Here is a 19754-nt window from a genome sequence, read left to right on the forward strand (position 1 = left end):
CGTGGCGGCGCCGCCACGGGCCTCCCGGCCGCCATCGGGTTCAGTCGACGGCACCGGGTCGCGACCGACCTGCCCGCTCCTGCCGTCAGGAAGGTGCGGTCGAGCCCGACCTGTCGCCCCTGACGTCGCGCGGTGCGCGCGGTCGCGGCCGTCCCGGCCGGCGCCTCGCTCCGCCTCGCCGCGCGCGCCGTCAGGACACGTGGACGCTCGGCCTGCGGTGGACGTCCGGCTCGGCCTCGCGCAGCACCTCGCGGGTCACCGGTGCGACGTCCCCGACGCCCGTGAACACGAACCGCAGCGCGTTCTGGATCGGGCTGCCCTCGTTCCACTCGAAGTAGATGCTCGGGACGACACCAGCGAGGTCGCGGATCGCGAGCAGCGTCGACGCGATGGTGTTCGGCACGTTGCCCGACCGCACGCGGAGGACACGGTGTCCGTGCACGACGTGCCCCTCGACCACGAGGTCCTCCTCGAAGTCGGAGGAGTCAGCCGGCAGGACCTCGAGGAACATCGTCGGGACGCGCGCGGGGATGCCCGAGTCGCGACGCTCCTCCCGACCCTTCGACCGGTACGCCTCGGCCGTGCCCGCACCCGGCTCGTTGGCGATGATGCAGACCGAACTGAACTGGTCGGCGTCGGCCTCGACGAACTGCCGGGCCACCGCGTCGAGCTCGATCGACGAGGCCCGGAGCTCGAAGGACCGGCGCACCCGGGAGACCAGCGAGACGACCACGATCGCGATGATGAACACCGCGGCGATGCGCACGCCGTCCGGCCGCTCGATGACGTTCGCGACCGTCGTGTAGACGAACACGACGGTGATGATCCCGAACCCGATCGTCCGCTTCTTCTGCCCCTTGCGCCGCGCCGAGAGCGTCACGGCGACCGCGGCACTCGTGATCAGGACGAGCACCCCGGTCGCGTACGCACCGCCCTGCGCGTCGACGTTCGCTTGGAACAGGATCGTGATCGCGAAGGCGATGAGCGTGAAGATGACGACGAGCGGACGGGTGGCACGTGCCCACTGCGGTGCCATGCCGTAGCGGGGCAGGAACCGCGGGACGAGGTTGAGCAGCCCGGCCATCGCGCTCGCGCCGGCGAACCAGAGGATCGCGACGGTCGAGAAGTCGTAGACCGACCCGAAGACGCCGCCGAGGTACTCGTGCGCGAGGTACGCGAGGGCCCGGCCGTTCGCCTGTCCGCCGGGCTGGAACTCACGCTGCGGGATGAGGAACGTCGTCACGATCGACGACGTGATGAGGAAGCTGCTCATGATGATCGCCGCCGTGGTGAGCAGTCGCTTCGTCCCACGGATGCGTCCCTCGGGACGGGGCGAGCCCACATCGGACGCGTCACCGCGGACCTGTGGCATGACCGCGACACCCGTCTCGAAGCCGGACAGGCCGAGCGCGAGCTTCGGGAAGACCACCAGCGCGATGCCGATCATGACGAGGGGGTCGCTGTGCTGCGCGGTCAGGCCGCTCCACCAGTCGCTCGCCACCATCGGGTTCTCGAACACGTGCGCGAGTGCCACCACGACGACGACCGCGTTGAGTGCGAGGTAGACCGCGACGAGCCCGACGGCGATGCCGATCGCCTCCTTGAAGCCGCGGAGGAACACCACCCCGAGCAGGAGCAGGAGCGCCAGGGTCAGCGGCACCGGGATCTCGGTGAACCAGTGCGGGGTGAAGGGGTTCTCGGCGATGTGCGCCGTGGCGTCCGCGGCCGACAGCGTCATCGTGATCATGAAGTCCGTGACGGCGAACCCGAGCAGGACGAGCACGAAGAGCTTGCCGGCCCACCACGGCAGGAGCTTCTCGAGCATCATGATCGACCCGGCGCCCTTGAAGCTGTCCTGCGCGACCCGGCGGTAGACCGGCAGGGCGCCGAACAGCGTCACGAGGACGAGCACGATCGTCGCGATGGGCGACAGCAGCCCGGCCGCGAGCGCCGCGATCGCCGGCTGGTAGCCCAACGTGGAGAAGTAGTCGACGCCCGTCAGGCACATGACGCGCCACCACGAGTGGGTCTTCTCGACCTCAACCTGGTGCGGGCCCTGGTGCGAAGCACCCCGGTCGGTGCCCTCGAGCATCCAGCGCTTCAGACGGGATCGACGCTCGGGCAGGCGTCGGGGTTCGGTCGCGGTCACTGGATGATGCTAAGCGTTCGTGCGACGCTCGGCGCCCACTCGGTCACGCTGCTCACTTCGCGCTGATCCGCGTGTACTTGTTCACCGCCCACGGGACGAACACGACGAGCATCGCCGCGATGCCGATCAGGACGGTGACGACGGGGTGCTGCATGGTCCAGATGTCCGGCACCGGCGCGGATCCGACGTTGCCGAAGAGCTCCCGGGCGGCCTGGACGAGGGACGACACCGGGTTCCACTCCGCGAACACCCGCAGCACGAGCGGCAACGTGTCGCTCGGCACGAAGGCGTTCGAGATGAACGTCAGCGGGAACAGGATCATGAACGAGGCGTTGTTGATCACCTCCGGCGTCTTGACGCTCATCCCGAGCAGCGCCATCACCCAGCTGAACGCGTAGCTGAAGAGCAGGAGCAACGCGACGCCGGCGACGAACTCGAGCGGCGAGGAGTTCACCCGCCAGCCGACCGCGAGCCCCGTCAGCATCATGATGACCATCGAGATCCCGTTGAGGACGAGGTCGGAGTTCGTGCGCCCGATCAGCACCGCGGACGATGACATGGGCAGCGTCCGGAAGCGGTCGATCAGCCCCTCCTTGAGGTCCTGCGCCATCGCGGACCCCGAGAACGTGGCCCCGAACACGACGGTCTGCGCGAAGATGCCCGCCATGAGGAACTGCGTGTAGTCGGTCCCCTCGACCGCGATCGCACCGCCGTAGACCTGACTGAAGAGCAGCACGAACATGATCGGCTGCAGGACCGCGAACACGAGCATGTCCGGCGAGCGCTTGATCTTCGTGAGGTTCCGCCTCGTGACGGTCCAGCCGTCCTCGAACCAGACGGCGACCGGCGAGGTGACGGCGACGGGGAGCGCCCGACCCGGCGCCGTGACGGTGGCGGTCATCGCGCCGACTCCTTCTGCTTCTGCTTCTGCTTCTGCTTCGTGCGCCCGGGTCCCGTGGCGGTGTCGTCGGGTTCGTCCTCGGTCGCGGCGTGGCCGGTGAGGCGGAGGAACACGTCGTCGAGCGTGGGACGGCGCATCCCGGCGTCGTGGAGGTCGATCCCCGCCTCGCCGAGGTCGGCGAGGACCCGTTGGAGCGCGCTCGGGCCGGCGTCGACGGCGATCGCGAAGGTTCGTCCGTCGCCGGAGACCTCGACGTCCCCGACGCCGTACCGACGGAGTGCGGTGGTCGCGGCGTCGCCGTCCGCCGCGTCGACCAGGGTCACGACCACCCGGTGCCCGCCGACCTGGGCCTTCAGCTGGTCGGCGGTGCCCTCGGCGATCACGGTGCCGCCGTCGATCACGGCGATGTCGTCGGCGAGCCGGTCGGCCTCTTCCAGGTACTGCGTGGTCAGGAGCACCGTGGCGCCGTCGGCGACGAGGCCCTCGATGATGTCCCACAGGGCGAGCCGGCTCCGGGGGTCGAGTCCGGTGGTGGGCTCGTCGAGGAACAGCACGCGCGGGTTCATCACGAGGGCGCCCGCGAGGTCGATGCGCCGACGCATGCCGCCCGAGAAGCCCTTGACGGGCCGGTCACCGGCCTCGGACAGGTCGAACACGTCGATGAGCTGCCGCGCCCGCTCGCGCGCGGTCCGTCGACCGAGGTGGTAGAGCCGGCCGATCATCTCGAGGTTCTCGAACCCGGTGAGGTTCTCGTCGACCGCGGCGTACTGCCCGGAGACCCCGATGGACCGCCTGGTGGCCTGCGGATCGCGCACGACGTCCACCCCGTCGATCGTCGCGGTACCGCTGTCGGGGGTGATGAGCGTCGTCAGCACCTTGACCGTGGTGGTCTTGCCCGCGCCGTTCGGCCCGAGCAGCGCCTTGACCGTGCCCTGCGGGACGGAGAGGTCGAGCCCCGCCAGTGCGTGCACGGGGCCCGACCCCGACCGGTAGGTCTTGGTCAGTCCGCTTGCTTCGATGATCGCCATGTCGCTCCTCGGTCGAGCATGGAGAATACCAGTGTTTCAGCGGGTGACCGGACACATGTGGACGATCGTTGCCGGTCGTTCCGCACGCTCAGACGTCGAAGTCACCACCGAAGTCGCCACCGAAGTCGCCGCCCCAGTCGGAGCCGCCGTCGGCAGACGCTTCGTCGTACCCGCCACCAGTGTCCCCCGAACCGCCGTCATCCGCAGCGTCGGTACCGCCGTCGAACGATCCGGGGTCGGGCAGGAACGCGCTCATGATCGCCGAACCGATGACGTAGCCCGCCACCGTGCCGAGGATCGACGCACCGACCATGCGGCCGAACGACGGCGCCTGGCGTCCGCCGAACGCGCCGCCGGCGCCGCCGCCCATGCCGCCGAGCGAGCGCTCCATGAACCCGGGCTGCCGGATCTCGGACCGCGTCGCGGCCTGGGCGAGGGAGCGCGGGTCGTCGCCGCGCGGGGCCTCGCCGGCGGGGGCGCTGCGGGTGAACTCGTCGTAGACCATGCGCCGCTGCTCGGGGGTCAGGGTCGCGAAGGCCTCGGCGTGCACCTCCTCGATGCGCTCCGGCGGCGCGGTGCGGAGCAGGTAGCGGTAGCGCTCGACGGCGCGTTCGTCCTCCGCCGACCCGGCTTGCTGCGCCGAACCACCGGCGGGGCCGTCAGCCGGTGCGCCGGGGCCCCACTGCGGCGCTCCGGCCGGCACCTGGTACGACTGCTGTCCGTACCGGTACCCCTGCTGCTGCTGCTGCGGCTGCTGGGGCTGCCCCCACTGGTTCTGGTCCTGCGGCGGGCGCTCGGGGCGGCCGAGCAGTCGATCGAGGAAACCCATGGTCCGTGCTCCTTCGGGAGGTCGGTGCGGTGCTGGGATGCCGAGCCTACGAGCGTCGAGCGGCTGCACCCTGTACGGCGACTCAGAGAACGCCGAGCGCCGCGGTCCACGCCGCGTGCAACTCGTCGGCGGCACCCGGGTGGGCGACGAGGAACGGGTCGCCGAGCGGCGGGAAGCCGTCGACGGGTCCGTTGCGCGTGAGCACCACGCCGCCGGCCTCGTGCACGAGCAGCACCGCAGCACCGTGGTCCACCGGGTCGAACGCGGACACGCAGCCGCCGATCCCGCGCCCCGCCGCCACCTGCGCGATCGTGAGGGTGCCGGACCCCTGGACGCGGAGGGTGCAGGACCGGTCGGCGAGCGCGTCGAGGAACGCGCCGAAGCCCGGCCAGGGACGGTGCCCGTCGAGCTCGGTGCCGACGACGGCCCCCGCGAGCGGCCGCGGATCGTCGTCCAGGCGGAGGGGCCGGTCACGCAGGACGGCCCCGCGCCCACGTCGAGCCTCGAGGACTTCGCCACGCCACGGGTCCGCCACGACCCCGACGACCGGCTGGCCGCCGCGGGTGAGGCAGAGCGACATCGACGTCCACGGGACGCCGTTCGCCAGGTTGGTGGTGCCGTCGACGGGGTCGAGGTACCAGCGGTGCCGGTCGCCCGGTGCTTCGCCGTACTCCTCGCCCGTGAAGCCGTGCGTCGGGAAGGCCGCACGCACCCGACCGCGGACGTGCTGCTCGACCAGGCGGTCCACGTCGGTGACGAGGTCGGCGGCGTGGGCCTTCGTCGACACCGACCCGACGGGGTGTTCGCGCGTGAACGCGATCACCTCGTGCGCGATGCGGTGCGCGAGGGCCTGGGCGCGCGATGCCACCTCGGCTTCGGTGGGCTCACGATCGGGCTCCGGCCAGCCGTCCCGCTCCGCGGCCGCGAACGCGCCGCGCAGCACGGCGAGGTCGTTCGTGGTCACCGAGTCCGCACCGAGCCGGGCTGCCCACAGGGCCAGGCCGGCGTCGTCGACGGTCCACACCGACACCTGCAGTCCGAGGTCGTGGGCGGCACGGACGGTCGCCGGCGTGAGGAAGGCCACGTCGAGGTTCAGCGTGCTCGGGGCGAGCGACTCGAGGTCGGCGGCGGTCGGCGGCTCGAGGGACTCCCAGGCCAGCCAGACGTCGGCGTCGGGCAGCACCGTCCGGACCGCGGTCATCGCCGCCGGCGCACCGCACCAGGCCACGGCCGTCGACGCGGTGGACGTCGCCACGGTCTGCGCCGCGACGACGGCGTCGACCGGGTCGGTGAGGTCGACGAGCACGGTCGACCGGCAGCCGTCGAGCCGCTCCAGGACGGCGTCGAGCCGCGGGATGCGGTCGAGCCCGTTGCCGAGCCGGGCGACCTCGCACCAGGGCACCTCGTCCACACGGCGGGCGTCCCCCCACATCCGCCCGAGGGTCTCGTCGTGCAGCAGGACCGCGACGCCGTCCGACGTGCGCCGGACGTCGACCTCGATGACCTCCGCGCCGAGCGCCTCGGCGACCGCGACGGCGGGCATCGTGTTCTCGCGCCGGACCCGCGGCGCACCGCGGTGGGCGACCAGACGGGGCGGGACCGCACCGTGCCTCCCGGCCGGGTGGGACGCGACCGCCCGCGCGATCGCGACCTCCGCGCTCACCGTGCGCCCCCGACCAGCACGCCGTCGCGGTGGACGAGTACGTCACCGAGACGGACACCCACCTCGGAACCGACCGCCGGTGGGGGGCCGCTGACGTAGGCACGCAGCTCATCGTCGTCGGCACGGAGCACGACCTCGGTGAAGTGCCCCCTGACGAGCACCCGCGACACGGTCGCCGTGAGGGGCGAGTCGTCGCACAGCACCACCTGCTCCGGTCGGACGAGCACGGAGTCACCGGGGCGGTGGTCGACCCCGATCGCGAACCGCCCGCGGACCGGACTCGTCGACCCGATGAACGAGGCGACGAACTCGGTCGCGGGACGGGCGTACAGCTCCCCCGGTGTGGCGATCTGCTCGATCCGCCCGTCGTGCATCACGGCGATGCGGTCCGAGACGCTGAGCGCCTCGTCCTGGTCGTGCGTCACGATCACCGTGGTGATGCCGAGGCGCTGCTGGATGCGCCGGATCTCGTCGCGGACGCTCACCCTGAGCTTCGCGTCGAGGTTCGACAGCGGTTCGTCGAGGAGCAGGACATCGGGCTCCTGGACGACGGCGCGGGCCAGGGCGACCCGCTGCTGCTCGCCACCGGAGATCGCGGTCGGCTTCGACGACGCGTGGTGGGTGAGCCCGACGAGCTCGAGCGCCGCTCGGATGCGTTCGGCCGTCTGCTGCTTCGGCACGCGGCGGGTGCGGAGCGGGAAGGCGACGTTCTGCGTCACCGTCATGTGCGGCCAGAGCGCGTAGTTCTGGAACACCATGGCGCTCGGCCGATGCTCCGGACCGGCGTCCGTCACGTCCCGGCCGCCCATCGAGACGCTGCCGCCGTCGACGGGCAGGAACCCGGCGACCATCCGCAGTGTCGTCGTCTTGCCGCACCCCGAGGGGCCGAGCAGGGAGACGAGCTCTCCCTCGGCGACGTCGAGGTCGATGCCGGCGACGACGTCGCGGCCACCGAGGGTCTTGCGGAGTCCGCGGACGCGCAGTCCGCCTCCGCGCGGTCGTCCGGCCTGGAGGCCCGTGGCGGGCTCCGCCGTGCGGGTCGCGTCCGTCATGGGGTCGCCTTTCATGTCGGTGGTGAGGGCAGTGCTGCCGCCCACGGGCGGGCGCGCGGTCGCGGTCGTGCTGGTGCTCGCGGTCATCGGATCTGGAACCCGTCCGCGAGACGGCCGCCCATGATGTGCTTGCGCGCCAGGAGCAGGAGCGCCACCGAGGGGATGCTCAGCGCGATCGCGAAGACCGCCGAGACCTGCCGTGGCGAGTTGAGGACGAGCGAGTACATCGCGGTCGGCATCGTCATGTAGGTCGGGGCGCCGACGAGGTACGTGCCCTGGGCCTCGTCGAACGAGGCGAGGAAGCTCATCACGACGGCGACGAGGATGCCCGGCCAGGCGATCGGGAACGTGACCGCCCAGAACGTGCGCCAGCGCCCGGCGCCGGCGTCGCGCGCGGCCTCCTCGAGCGACCGTGGCACGGCCGAGAAGGCAGCGGCGGGCAACCACGTCATGAACACGACGGTCCCGAGCACGTGCACGATCAGGATGCCGGTCACGGTGTTCATCAGGCCGAGCGCGGTGAACATGGCGGACATCGTCACGAAGAGGCCCATCTTCGGGAACGCGTTCGTCGCGAACAGCCCGACGAGCACGACCCGTCGGCCGGGGAACTCGATCCGGCTGATCGCCCAGGCCGCGGGCAGGCAGACGGCCGCAGCGATGAGGACCGTGAGCGGGGCGAGCACGAGCGAGTTCTGGACCGCGACGCCGAGCGTGGGGTCCTCGAACACGGTCGACCACCACTGCAGGGTCCACCCGTCCGGCAGCAGGTTCGGGTACGTCCAGCTCGTCGCGAACGCCCGGACGGCGAGCCAGAGCAGGGGGCCGACGATGAACACGGCGAGGACGACCGCCGTGGCCCAGACCAGGGCGGTGCCCGTCACGCGTCGGATCACGACTGCGCCTCCTTGTTCGTGGCTGCCAGCTCGCGGGCGTTGCTGCGCACCGTCGAGCGGAGGTAGAAGACGCTCGCGGCCGCGGCGAAGGCGAACACGATGAACGCCATCGCGGTGGACTGCTGCGGGCGGTTGTACGCCTGGAAGTACTTCGAGATGTCGACCCCGAGCATCGTCGGTGCGTTCGGCCCGGTGAAGTACGGCACCGTGAACGAGCCGAGCACGCCGATCACGGTGAACGTGGTCGCGATCACGAGCGGGGTCCTCGCCATCGGGAGGAGCACCTGCCAGACGACCCGCCAGGTGCTCGCGCCGGCGTCCTTCGCGGCGTCGACGAGCGCGTCCGGCGTTCCCTGGAGCGCACCCGCGACCATGAGCACGGCGAACGGCAGGCTGGTCCAGACGCTGCCGAACACCACGGCCACGAGCGTGTAGCCCCACACCGGGACGTCGAGACCGACCTGGGCGCCGAGGCTCCGCAGGAAGCCCTGGGCGTCCGTGAAGGTCAGGATCGACCAGCTCGCGATGACCACCGGCACGAAGATCGGCACGACGGCGAGGACGCTGAGGGTCTTCCCGACGAGACCGCCGCGGAGCCGCAGGATCACCGCGACGACCACCGCGAGGGCGATCGTCAGACCGGTGGCGAGCGCCGTGACGCCGAGCGTGGCGCCGAGGTCGCGGAGGAACACGGGATTGCCGAGGAGGGCGCCGTACACCGCGAAGGAGAAGCCGTGGACGACGTCCTGCCCGATGTCGGCGAGGGCTTCGTTGAGCCCGCCGGTGAAGCCGAGCGAGAACAGCCCGGCGTTGACCACCGGGACGCCGACGAACAGGACGACGACGAGCACGGGGGCGGCGACGAGCGCGAGCCCGGTGGCACGTGAGCGGCGCGCCTCACGGACACGGACCGCGTGACGGTCGGCGGTGCCGAGGGCCGCCTCTTCGGCTCCTCCGGCGCGACCGGGGACGGGCGGGAGGCCCGTGGCGGACGCGCCACGGGCCTCCCGGTCGGTGACCTGGGTCACTGCGGGACCTTCGCGTCCCACGCGGCGTTCATGTCCGCGGCGAAGTCGCTCTGGAAGCCGAGGCGGAGCTGCGAGGGGTCCGCGTCCGCGAACTGCTCGGACACCGACTTCGGCAGCGTGTCGAGCGGGACGACCGGGTAGCCCGAGACGGCGCTCGCGACGAGCTGCTGCCCCTCGGTGCTGAGCACGAAGTCAGCGAGTTCCTCGGCGGCGGCCTTCTTCGCCTTCGGCTCGGTCGCCGGGATCCCGAGGAAGCTGGCGCTGCCGGTGAACGACGGGTCCTCGATCTGCACGGCCTTGATCGACTTCGGGATGATGCCGGTCTTCTGCGAGGTGATGAACTGATCGCTCCAGACCGGGGCCATCGCGATCTGGCCGGAGCCGAGCAGCTGGACGACCTGGTCGTTGCCGTTCGGGTAGACACCCTTCTGGTAGGTCGACGGGCCGAGGTCCTTCAGGGTCTGGAACCCCTTGTCCCACTTCGACTCGAGCGACTTGTCGTACGTCGTCTGCATCGTCTCCTGCTCGTCGGCGGTGAGGTACTTCGCGAGCACGGTGGCGACGAACGAACCGCCGGAACCGCCGGACGACGGCGAGTTGTACGCGAACTCGCCGGGGTTCGCCTTGATCCACGCGAGCAGCGCGTCAAGGGTCTTGGGCGGGTCGCTGACCTTCTTCGGGTCGTAGGCGAGGAGCACGCTCGACGCCCGGTACGGGATCGCGCTGTCGCCGCCCTGCTGCTTGGTGGCCTCGGGGACGTCCTTCAGGTTCGGGATCCCCTGCTCGTCGACCTTCGCCATGAGACCGGCCTTGCCTGCGGTCGTGACGAAGCCCGCGTCGACCAGGTCGTAGGCGACGCTCTTGCCGGCCTTCACGGCGGTGGCGAGGTTCGCCTGGGTCTGCGCGTCGTGCTCGCCGTGCAGGTCGATGCTCGTGTGGACGGAGATCTTCGGGTGCTGCTTCTCGAACGCCGGGATGAGCGACTTCTCCCAGAGGTCCTGGACGTTGGTGTCACCGCTGATGAACACGGTGAGGTCGGTGGCGCCGTCGGCGTTGCTGTTCGAGGCGTTCGCGCTCTGGACGCAGCCGGACAGCGCGACCGTGGCGGTGGCGGCGATCGCGAGGCCTGCGAGGACTCGGGTCTTCACGTCGGTTCCCTCCGTGGGGTGTGTGGGGTCTGTGGGGTGTCGGGGCGGGGTGTGGTGGTGCAGGGTAGTGGCGGGCGGTTGCGGGCGGTGCGGGCGGTGCGGGCGGTGCGGGAACGTTCCCGCGCCGTCGACGAGTGTGGCGGCGCCGGGTGAACACGAGGTGCCGTGAGCGTCGCCGCCCGGTGAACTCCGCGCGGCGGGGCCCAGCCGCCCCGGCCGGCGCCGTTCGGTGCGAGGTTTCGCTCACGGTGGGACGATCGCTCCGTCGCACCCTGCGAGAAACCTCGCACCGAGGAGCACCTCCCTCGCACCGTGCGGGCCCGCCTCATCGCGACATCGGCACCCGACCACGCCGCAACTTGTTGCGCAGTTCGACTTCGCGCCACAGGTCCGTCCACCCCACCCTCACGACGCCCGTCACGTCCAGGAATCCACGCAGTCGGTCCTCCCGGTACTTCTCCGCCACGACGACGTCCTCCGCGCTGCGGCCCCCGCGCATCCTCGGGTCGCGGTACTTCGCCTCGCCGTCGAACTCGACCGCGATGCCCTGCTCCGGGAACCAGAAGTCCACGATGATGTCCGGCTGCCCCGGCTCGGAGAACCGGTGCTGGAGGACCGGCGGCGGTGTACCGAACTCGTCGAACCGCACCCGCAGCACCGATTCGCCGACCGACCCGGACGCCGCGTCAGCGAAGTCGAGGGACCGCCGCGCCCGGCGACGTCCGTGCTGTGACCGCCTGGCGATCCCGTCGGCGATCACGTCCTCGTCGGCACCGAACGCGAGCAACCGGTCGAGCGCGACGACGGCGTCGAGGAAGGCCGAGGTCGTCGCGAGGTCCACGGCGGTCCGGTCGAATCCGGTGACCAGGAGACCGTCCGCGACGAACCTGAGGATGTCCCGTGACCCTGGATCGAGGTCGTCGTGCACGACGAAGGTCGCGTTCGTGGTCCGGGATCGTCGGCCGCGGCGGATGAGTTGTACGCGGTCCGGCAGCGGGCCGATGATCGGCGCTCCGAGCAGGACGGCTGCGGATCGGTGGGAGACGACGAACTCGGGCACGATGCGGTCGATGAGCGAGCGGACGAGGACGTGGTGCCGCTCCTCGGGCAGGAGTCGTCGCCACCGCTCCGCGTCGCAGTACCGGCCGTGTGCGATGCGGTGCAGCTCTCCGGCCCTGGCACGGCGCCGGATGCGCTCGGCTTCGTCCGGACGATCGAGCGGGACGCGGACGACGGGACAGTCCGGGGTGGTCGGGAAAGGACGATGGTCGTGCATCGCAGGATCGTCCAGCGTGTGAGCACGGTGCGAGCGATGCTGGGTTGACATGTGGAGGAGACACGGTTTTGCACAGCCCGCAGCATGAACGGGTACTCCCCTCATCGGGCTGCGACAATGAGGACGTGTCCACACGAACCTGGGGCTGGCTCGCGGCCGTCGTCGACATCGTCCTCATCGTCCTGTTCGCCCTGATCGGGCGGTCGTCCCACGGCGAGGCGAACACAGCGTGGACGCTCTGGACGACCGCCTACCCGTTCCTCGCGGGTTGGGCGATCGGCTACGTCTCGAGCGGCGCGTGGGGCCGCCCGCTCGCGTTCTGGCCGACGGGTGTCGTCGTCTGGGTCCTGACGGTGTTCATCGGCCTCGCGATCCGTGTCGCCACCGGGCAGGGTGACGTCGACGGCAACCCGCTGCCGATCTCGTTCGTGATCGTGGCGACCATCGTGCTCGGCGTGTTCCTGCTCGGTTGGCGAGCCCTCGTCCGACTCCTCCAGCGGACCTCGGCGTCTCGGCGGCACCGCCGGACCACGGCGTGAGCGCGTTCCGCGGTTCCCAACCGACCATCCTCGACGTCGCGGCACGGGCCGGCGTCTCCAAGTCGGCCGTCAGCCGGGTGTTGTCCGGCACCGGACGGTTCTCGGACGAGACGCGCGAGCGGGTCGAGCGCGCCGCCGCAGAGCTCGGCTACGTCGCGAACGCGATGGCCCGCGGACTCGTCCGGGGCCGGACCCACACCATCGGCATGCTCGTCCGTGACGCATCCTCGATGGTCTACACCGCCCTCCACGCGGTGATGGAACGGCGCGCGTCCGAGCTCGGGTACCGCGTCGTCACGACGACCGGGGTCGGCCGGGTCGAGGACGAGAAGTCCGCCCTCGCAGCACTCGTCTCGATGCGGGTCGACGGCCTCGTGGTGTGCTCCGGCCTCCTGCCCGCGGCCGAGATCGCGGAGTTCGCGCCGCGCATCGCGACCGTGGTGGCGGGTCGTCCAGAGCTCCACCCGGCCCTGTCGAGCGTCTACTGCGACGAGACCGACGGCGGGACGCAGATCGCCGACGCCGTGGTCGACGCCGGCCACCGCACCGTCGCGGTCCTCACCGTCCCGCAGGACAACGCGCTCACGCAGCACGCCCGCGCACAGGCCATGGTCGCCCGTCTCCGCGTGCGCGGTGTCGTGGTGGTGGACATCGACGCGAGTTTCGTCCGGCCGCCCGGGCACATCGCCGCCGATGTCGCCGAGACGATGCGTGAACAGGGCGCGACGGCCGTCATGTGTCCGACCGACCGACTCATGCTCGATGTCTGCGACGCACTCCGGCGGCTCGGCACCGAGGTCCCCGGCGACGTCTCGGTCACCGGGTTCGACGGCGTCTACCCCCTCGCGAACGACTGGATCGGGTTCACCACGCTCGCGCAGCCCATCGAACGGATCGGACGCGAGGCGATCGACCTCGTGGTCGCGCGTATCGACGATCCGACGAGCCCCGTCGAGCATCGGTCCCTCCGCGGCACAGTGGTCCCCGGCCGGACCCTCCTCCCCCGCTGACGCGATGACCTCGCACCGTGCGAGGCAGCAGGCGGTCGGTGCGAGTTTGCACGAACGGTGCAGTGCACGACGCCTCGCACCGAGTACGGAAGCTCGCACCACGTGACCGGGACGAGAAGACCGGAACCCGCGACCGACAGGGGGACCGCCCGCTCAGAACAGCCCGTCGCGCCGATCCTCGCCGATCCCGTCGAACCCGCGGAACATGTCGGACACGAGCGCCTCGATCTGCGGCTCGACCAAGCGCTCGACGGCCTCGGCGATCCGCGCCCGGTGTTCGATGAGCGCCAGGCACACCGCCGTCCCGGTGGCGCGGGCACACTCGTCCGAGAGCCCGATCTCGTGTCTGAGCGCGGCCTTCGCCTCCTCGGACAGGGGTTCTCGCGGCGTCTGCTCCCCCGCCCCGGTGCCGGTCATCTCACCGAGGGTGAAGAGGAACGGCGACCCGGGCGAGGGCTCCGGGTCGACGTCGAGCCCCTGGAACTCGGGCGAGAGTCCCTCGGTGGGCTGGTAGCCCGCGTGCCGCTTGCGCGCCGCCGCCCGCTCGAGTTCGCGGTGCAGCAGCGGCAGGTTCTTCGCCGTGTAGTCGTCCACCGCGTCCTCGATGATCGTCGAGATCCGACCGATCAGGGCGTGCTGCACCGCGTGCGGCACGTCCGGCCCGAACCCGGCAGCGCTCGCGATCGGCGAGCCGGTGCACTTCCGGCAGATCCGCGTCCGCGGGCGGGCGGTGCCGATCTGCCACCGCGGCAGCCACCGCAGCCAGACGTCGACGGCGCTCCGCACGCGACCGTCGATGCCGTCCATCCCTCAACGATACGGACGGGAGGCGCGGATCGCCCCCGCCTCACCGCACGGGTGGACGAAACGGCCGGCTCCGCACGCCCGGCCCGGCACCTCGCACCGTGCGAGCCACGCCCGACCGCGTGCGAGGTTTCGCGCACGGTGCGGTGTTGCGGGCCTCGCACCGTGTGCGAAACCTCGCACCGCTTGCGGCGCGACCGAGACCGCGGGGAGGCGCGGATCGCCACCGCCTCACCGGACGGGTGGACGAAACGGCCGGCTCCTCAGGCCTTCGGTTCCGTCACGAAGTCGATGAGCTCCTCGACGCGGCCGAGCAGCTGCGGCTCGAGGTCGGCGAACGTGCGGACCCGGCCGAGGATCCGCTGCCACGCGCGGGCGATGTCGGCCTGCTCGGCGTGCGGCCACCCGAGGTGCTGGCAGATGCCCCGCTTCCACTCGATCGAGCGCGGGATCGTGGGCCATGCCTCGAGTCCGAGCCGCGCGGGCTTCACGGACTGCCAGACGTCGACGAACGGGTGTCCGACGACGAGCACGTGCGCGCCCCACTTGCCCTGCATGACCGAGGAAGCGAAGCGGGACTCCTTCGACCCCGGCACGAGGTGGTCCACGAGGACGCCGACCCGGCGCTCCCGGGTCGGACGGAACTCGTCGAGCACGTCCGCGAGGTTGTCGACGCCGGAGAGCTCCTCGACGACGACGCCCTCGACGCGCAGGTCCGACCCCCAGACCTTCTCGACGAGTTCGGCGTCGTGCTTGCCCTCGACCATGATCCGCGACGGCAGCGCCACCCGCGCGCGCTGCTGCTCGACCGCGAACGAGCCGGACGCGGTGCGGAGGCGACCGCCGTCGGACGCGTGCTGCACCGCCGGAGCCGAGCCGGGCCTCCAGGCCGGTGGAGCAGCCGCGGCAGACCGCCCGGGCGCACCAGCGCCGCCCGGCCGCCCGACCGGCGCCTGCGGACGGCCGAGCGTCACAAGCTCGCCCTCGAGCAGGAACTGCCCGGTGAACGGGAACGACCGCGTTCGGCCCTTCCAGTCCTCCAGCTCGACGTTGCCGGCCTCGAGCCGCACCACCGCGCCGGCCCACCCGGTCGCGGGGTCCTCGAGGACCATGTCGCGCTCGAGCGGCACCTGCCGCACCTTCTTCACGCCCCGCGAGCGCCAGTCGCCCGAGAGGACGTCGTTGCCGTACCGGTCGTCGTCCACCCGCAGGAGCGTAGTGTCGACGCGGCCCCGGACGACGTCGACCGGCCGAACACCCACCCATCCGACGGAAGGCACCCCGTGCGCGCAGCCATCATCCACGCCCCGAACGACGTCCGCGTCGAGGACGCCGACCGGCCCACGATCCTCACGCCGAAGGACGTCGTCGTGCAGGTCGTCGCGGCGTGCGTCTGCGGATCCGACCTCTGGCCGTACCGCGGCGTGACCGAGACGAAGCGACCGCGCCCGATCGGCCACGAGCTCGTCGGCACCGTCGTGGCGGTCGGGGACGAGGTCACCGACCTGCACGAGGGCGACTTCGTCATCTCCCCGTTCACCATGAACGACGGCACGTGCCAGGCCTGCCGCCACGGCATGACCACCGGGTGCGAGCACCTGTCCGGCTTCGGCGGCAAGGACGCGTACGGCGACCCGGTCGGCGGCGCGCAGGCCGAGTACGTCCGCATCCCGGACGCCTCGGCGACGCTCGTGAAGGTCCCGGGCCCGGTCGACCCCGCGCTCGTCCCGTCGCTGCTCACCCTGTCCGACGTCTTCTCCACCGGGCACCACGCCGCCGTGTCGGCGCATGTCGGCCCCGGACGGACCGTCGTCGTGGTCGGCGACGGCGCCGTGGGGCTCTCGGCGGTGCTCGCCTCGAAGCGACTCGGCGCCGACCGCATCATCGTCATGAGCCGGCACGCGGACCGGCAGGCGCTCGCGCGGGAGTTCGGCGCGACGGACGTCGTGGCCGAGCGCGGCGCCGAGGGCGTCGCGGCGATCCGGGAGCTGCTCGGCGGCGACCTGGCGGACTCCGCCGTCGAGGCCGTCGGCACCGAGGAGAGCATGGACCAGGCCCTGCACTCGGTCCGTCCGGGCGGCGCACTCGGCTTCGTCGGAGTCCCGCACGGGGTGCCCACGATCGGCACGCGCTACCTCTTCGACACGAACATCTCCGTCGCGGGCGGCATGGCACCGGCACGGAAGTACATCCCCGAGCTGCTGCCGGACGTGCTCTCGGGCGCTATCGACCCCGGCCGCGTGTTCGACCTCGAGCTGCCGCTGGACGACGCCGCCGAGGCGTACCGGGCGATGGACGAGCGTCGTGCCATCAAGGTGCTGCTCCGCCCATAGGTGCGCGGGCGCGCAGGCTCGGGGGGGCTCGGGCGCGCGGGGACGCTCGGGCGAGGGCGCGTTTCTGTCGCTTTCGCGAGAGCGACAGGATGCCGCCGACCGCCGGCGCGACTCTGTCGCTCCGCCGGACGGGAGCGCGCAGTGACACGGCACTGTGTCGCTTCCGCGACCGACCCCGGACGGGAGGCACGGTGCCGGCCCGCACCGTGCCTCCCGCCCGCGCACCACGCCTCCGCACCGCGCCACCGCGCCACGCCTCCGCACCGCGCCGCCGCGCCGGGCACGTTTCGCGCAGCACAACGCGTGTTTCGGATCTGTGAACAAACCTTTCAGTAAAGAAGGTTGTCCGTTACAGTCCTCGTCATGACCACACGAGGACGCACCCCCGGCCAGCCCGGTCTGCTGCGCGTCCTCAACGACCGGGCCGCGCTCGAGCTCCTGCTCGACGACGGGCCGCTCACCCGCAACGAGATCGCCCAGCGGACCGGGCTGAGCAAGCCGACCGCGGCCGAGATCATCCGGCGGCTCGAGGCGGCTGCCCTCATCCGTGACGCCGGCACCGCCCAACAGACCGGTCGCCGCGGGCCGAGTGCCGCCGTGTACGAAGCGATCACCGACCGTGACCTCGCGGTGGCGGTCGACGTCCAGCTCGTCGACGTCCGCAGCACGGTGGTCGACGCCGCGGGACGGACGTTCCCCGTCGCGACCCACACCATGACGCCAGCAGAGATGCGCGGACCCGGCGCGGACATCGTGGCCGCCGCGATCTCGCGTGCCGCTGCGGTCGCCGACGTCGACCCGGACCTCGTCACCGCGGTCGCGGTCGGCGTGCAGGCGAGCGTCGACCACGCGACCGACACCCTCATCTTCACCGACGGCCTGCCCGGGTGGCCCCGCGACCGGGTGTCGACGACGCTGTCCGAGGCGCTCGGGGTCAGGGTCGTGATCGAGAACGACGCGAACCTCGCCGCGATCGCCGAACGGAACATGGGTGCCGGTCGGACCCCCGGGTCGTTCGCGCTCTTCTGGATGGCCGAGGGCCTCGGCATGGCGCTCGACCTGGGTGGCCACCTGCACACGGGCGCGTCCGGCGCCGCGGGTGAGATCGGCTACCTCGGCGTGCCCCTCGATGCACGCTCCATCGACCCGACGGCCACGATCATCGCAGACCTCATCTCCGAGTCCGCGATCATCGCCCTCGCCGCCGAACACGGGCTCACCGCACCGGACGGCACCGCAGCCGACTGGCGCCAGGTGCTCCCGCAGCTGCCCGGCCTGCCCGAGCAGCACCCCTTCACCACCGCCCTCGGCGAGCGCGTCGGGCACAACGTGCTCCCAGCCCTCGCCGTCGCCGATCCCGAGACGGTCGTGCTGCACGGCCCGACCGGGATCGCGGGCGGACCCGCCCTGGCCGCCGCCGTGACCGCCTGGCTCCGGACCCGCACCCGCTGGTCCACCGCCGTCGTGGCCCCCGGCGTCCCCGACACCCCCGTCCTGCACGGTGCGCGGCACGTCCTCATCGACGTCGTCCGCACCGCGCTCGCGGACCGGCTCGAGCGCATCAGCGACGATGTGCCCGCCCCGGACCCCGCCGAGCGCTCCTGACCAGCACCACCCCACCCGCACCACTCGAGGCACCATCACCCGGCCCTGTCCCAGGGCTCTTCGGCGCGCCCGGAAACCGGTCGCCCGGAGCGAGATCAGAGAGCGAGTCCCGCATGTCACTCCCCAGCCCGAACCTCCGGCGCATCGTCACCGCCACGGCCGTCGCAGCCGTGGGCGCCCTCGTCGTCGCCGGCTGCAGCTCCGGCAGCAGCGCCGACTCGATCGAGAAGAGCGCACCGAAGGAGCTCAAGGGCACCGTGTCCCTCTGGCACTTCTTCACGGGCCGCGAGGCCGGCGTGGTCAAGTCGGCCGTCGCGGGCTTCGAGAAGGCCAATCCCGGCGTCACGGTCGACATCCACGCCGGCCAGGACGACGAGAAGCTGCAGAAGGCGATCTCGTCGGGGCAGAACATCGACGTCGGTCTGTCGTACTCGACCGCGATCGTGGGGAGCTTCTGCTCGTCCGGTGCCTTCCGCGACCTCACCCCGTACATCGACCGGGACAAGGTCGACCTGTCCGACATCCCGGAGGCCGTGCGCTCGTACACCGAGTACAAGGGCAAGCGCTGCACGCTCCCGGCCCTCGCCGACGTGAGTGCCCTGATGTACAACAAGCCGCTGCTCGAGAAGGCGGGGATCAGCACCCCGCCGAAGACCCTCGACGAGCTGAAGACCGACGCGCTCAAGCTGACGACGTACAACGCCGACGGCTCGATCAAGCAGCTCGGCTTCAACCCGCTGATCGACTCCTACGAGAACTCCCCCGAGCACTGGGCACCGATGATCGACGGGTCGTGGCTCGACAGCAAGGGCAACAGCGAGATCGGGACATCGTCCGCCTGGAAGAAGCTCATCACCTGGCAGAAGGGCTTCGTCGACGAGATCGGCTACGACAAGCTCAAGGCGTTCACGTCGGGCCTCGGGCAGGAGTTCGCCGCCGACAACGCGTTCCAGACCGGCCAGGTCGCGATGCAGATCGACGGCGAGTACCGCACGGCGTTCATCAAGGACCAGAAGCCCGACCTCGACTACGGCACCGCCCCCACCCCGGTGATGGAGGGCCTCGGGAACTACGGCTCGACGTACATCGCGGGCAACGTGGCGGGCATCGCGAAGGGCTCGAAGCACCCCGAGCTCGCCTGGGCGCTGCTGAAGTACCTCTCGACGAACACCGACGCGCAGGTCACCATGGCGAACGGGCTGAAGAACATCCCGACGATCACCTCCGCGCTGGAGTCCCCGGACCTCGAAGTGGACGAGAACTACAAGACCTTCGTCGACGTCGCCGGGAACAAGGACACGATGACCTCGCCCGGTACCGCCGACGGCGCCGCCTACATCGGCACCTTCACGAAGTTCTGGCAGGCGTACCAGGAGAACGGCGGGAACCTCGACCAGAAGCTCAAGCAGCTCGACGAGGACATCGACAACGCCAACCAGCTGGCGGGTCCTTGATGACCGACGTCACCACCCCCGGAACGGACAGCCTGGAGG

General features: G+C 71.4%; 17 protein-coding genes. 5 read left to right on the forward strand and 12 right to left on the reverse strand.

Annotation, left to right across the window (positions count from 1 at the left end; genetic code table 11):
• Positions 1-190: 190 nt before the first annotated feature.
• The 10 genes from ACSW7Y_RS08120 to ACSW7Y_RS08165 form a co-directional block, all read right to left on the reverse strand.
• On the reverse strand, positions 191-2092 hold the full coding sequence (locus ACSW7Y_RS08120) for an amino acid transporter (protein WP_438125810.1): 1902 nt from the start codon (positions 2090-2092) through the stop codon (positions 191-193).
• 109 nt (positions 2093-2201) lie between these two features.
• Positions 2202-3050 carry an ABC transporter permease gene (locus ACSW7Y_RS08125; RefSeq protein WP_438125794.1) on the reverse strand — a complete coding sequence of 283 codons (849 nt, stop codon included), beginning with the start codon at positions 3048-3050 and terminating at the stop codon, positions 2202-2204.
• Positions 3047-4078, reverse strand: coding sequence for an ATP-binding cassette domain-containing protein (locus ACSW7Y_RS08130; RefSeq protein WP_438125795.1), 1032 nt, complete (start codon positions 4076-4078; stop codon positions 3047-3049). Before ACSW7Y_RS08130 ends, ACSW7Y_RS08125 begins: the two co-directional genes overlap by 4 nt.
• Positions 4079-4166: 88 nt before the next feature.
• Positions 4167-4907, reverse strand: a complete 741-nt coding sequence (locus ACSW7Y_RS08135; RefSeq protein ID WP_438125796.1) for a hypothetical protein — start codon at positions 4905-4907, stop codon at positions 4167-4169.
• An 82-nt stretch (positions 4908-4989) separates the two neighbouring features.
• Positions 4990-6570: an inositol monophosphatase family protein gene (locus ACSW7Y_RS08140; protein WP_438125797.1), complete on the reverse strand. Its 1581-nt coding sequence runs from the start codon at positions 6568-6570 to the stop codon at positions 4990-4992.
• Positions 6567-7622: an ABC transporter ATP-binding protein gene (locus tag ACSW7Y_RS08145; protein ID WP_438125798.1), complete on the reverse strand. Its 1056-nt coding sequence runs from the start codon at positions 7620-7622 to the stop codon at positions 6567-6569. Before ACSW7Y_RS08145 ends, ACSW7Y_RS08140 begins: the two co-directional genes overlap by 4 nt.
• A gap of 83 nt (positions 7623-7705) precedes the next feature.
• The gene (locus ACSW7Y_RS08150; RefSeq protein WP_438125799.1) at positions 7706-8518 is read right to left on the reverse strand and encodes an ABC transporter permease; all 813 of its coding nucleotides are present in this window, start codon (positions 8516-8518) and stop codon (positions 7706-7708) included.
• Positions 8515-9546 (reverse strand): ABC transporter permease, encoded by a 1032-nt coding sequence (locus tag ACSW7Y_RS08155; RefSeq protein ID WP_438125800.1) that lies wholly within the window; start codon positions 9544-9546, stop codon positions 8515-8517. Before ACSW7Y_RS08155 ends, ACSW7Y_RS08150 begins: the two co-directional genes overlap by 4 nt.
• Positions 9543-10694 carry an extracellular solute-binding protein gene (locus tag ACSW7Y_RS08160; protein ID WP_438125801.1) on the reverse strand — a complete coding sequence of 384 codons (1152 nt, stop codon included), beginning with the start codon at positions 10692-10694 and terminating at the stop codon, positions 9543-9545. Before ACSW7Y_RS08160 ends, ACSW7Y_RS08155 begins: the two co-directional genes overlap by 4 nt.
• A gap of 325 nt (positions 10695-11019) precedes the next feature.
• Positions 11020-11970 carry a hypothetical protein gene (locus ACSW7Y_RS08165; RefSeq protein WP_438125802.1) on the reverse strand — a complete coding sequence of 317 codons (951 nt, stop codon included), beginning with the start codon at positions 11968-11970 and terminating at the stop codon, positions 11020-11022.
• A gap of 125 nt (positions 11971-12095) precedes the next feature.
• On the opposite strand from ACSW7Y_RS08165, the gene ACSW7Y_RS08170 reads away from it, so the two are divergent.
• The gene (locus ACSW7Y_RS08170; RefSeq protein WP_438125803.1) at positions 12096-12509 is read left to right on the forward strand and encodes a DUF3054 domain-containing protein; all 414 of its coding nucleotides are present in this window, start codon (positions 12096-12098) and stop codon (positions 12507-12509) included.
• Positions 12506-13519 carry a LacI family DNA-binding transcriptional regulator gene (locus ACSW7Y_RS08175; protein ID WP_438125804.1) on the forward strand — a complete coding sequence of 338 codons (1014 nt, stop codon included), beginning with the start codon at positions 12506-12508 and terminating at the stop codon, positions 13517-13519. The genes ACSW7Y_RS08170 and ACSW7Y_RS08175 overlap by 4 nt, the downstream gene beginning before the upstream one ends.
• Positions 13520-13672: 153 nt before the next feature.
• Here the strand turns inward: ACSW7Y_RS08175 and ACSW7Y_RS08180 are convergent, their stop codons facing one another.
• Positions 13673-14326 (reverse strand): spermidine/putrescine ABC transporter substrate-binding protein, encoded by a 654-nt coding sequence (locus tag ACSW7Y_RS08180; RefSeq protein WP_438125805.1) that lies wholly within the window; start codon positions 14324-14326, stop codon positions 13673-13675.
• 260 nt (positions 14327-14586) lie between these two features.
• On the reverse strand, positions 14587-15528 hold the full coding sequence (locus ACSW7Y_RS08185) for a DUF3097 domain-containing protein (RefSeq protein WP_438125806.1): 942 nt from the start codon (positions 15526-15528) through the stop codon (positions 14587-14589).
• Positions 15529-15606: 78 nt separating this feature from the next.
• Between ACSW7Y_RS08185 and ACSW7Y_RS08190 the strand changes: the two genes are divergently transcribed.
• The 3 genes from ACSW7Y_RS08190 to ACSW7Y_RS08200 all read left to right on the forward strand — a co-directional run bounded on the left by ACSW7Y_RS08190 (position 15607) and on the right by ACSW7Y_RS08200 (position 19715).
• Positions 15607-16656, forward strand: coding sequence for a zinc-binding dehydrogenase (locus ACSW7Y_RS08190; protein WP_438125807.1), 1050 nt, complete (start codon positions 15607-15609; stop codon positions 16654-16656).
• A 363-nt stretch (positions 16657-17019) separates the two neighbouring features.
• Positions 17020-18261 (forward strand): ROK family transcriptional regulator, encoded by a 1242-nt coding sequence (locus ACSW7Y_RS08195; RefSeq protein WP_438125808.1) that lies wholly within the window; start codon positions 17020-17022, stop codon positions 18259-18261.
• Positions 18262-18374: 113 nt separating this feature from the next.
• Entirely contained in the window at positions 18375-19715 is a 1341-nt protein-coding gene (locus ACSW7Y_RS08200) for an extracellular solute-binding protein (protein ID WP_438125809.1), read from the forward strand.
• Positions 19716-19754 lie beyond the last annotated feature (39 nt).

The organism is Curtobacterium flaccumfaciens, assembly GCF_051548005.1.
Classification (GTDB): domain Bacteria; phylum Actinomycetota; class Actinomycetes; order Actinomycetales; family Microbacteriaceae; genus Curtobacterium.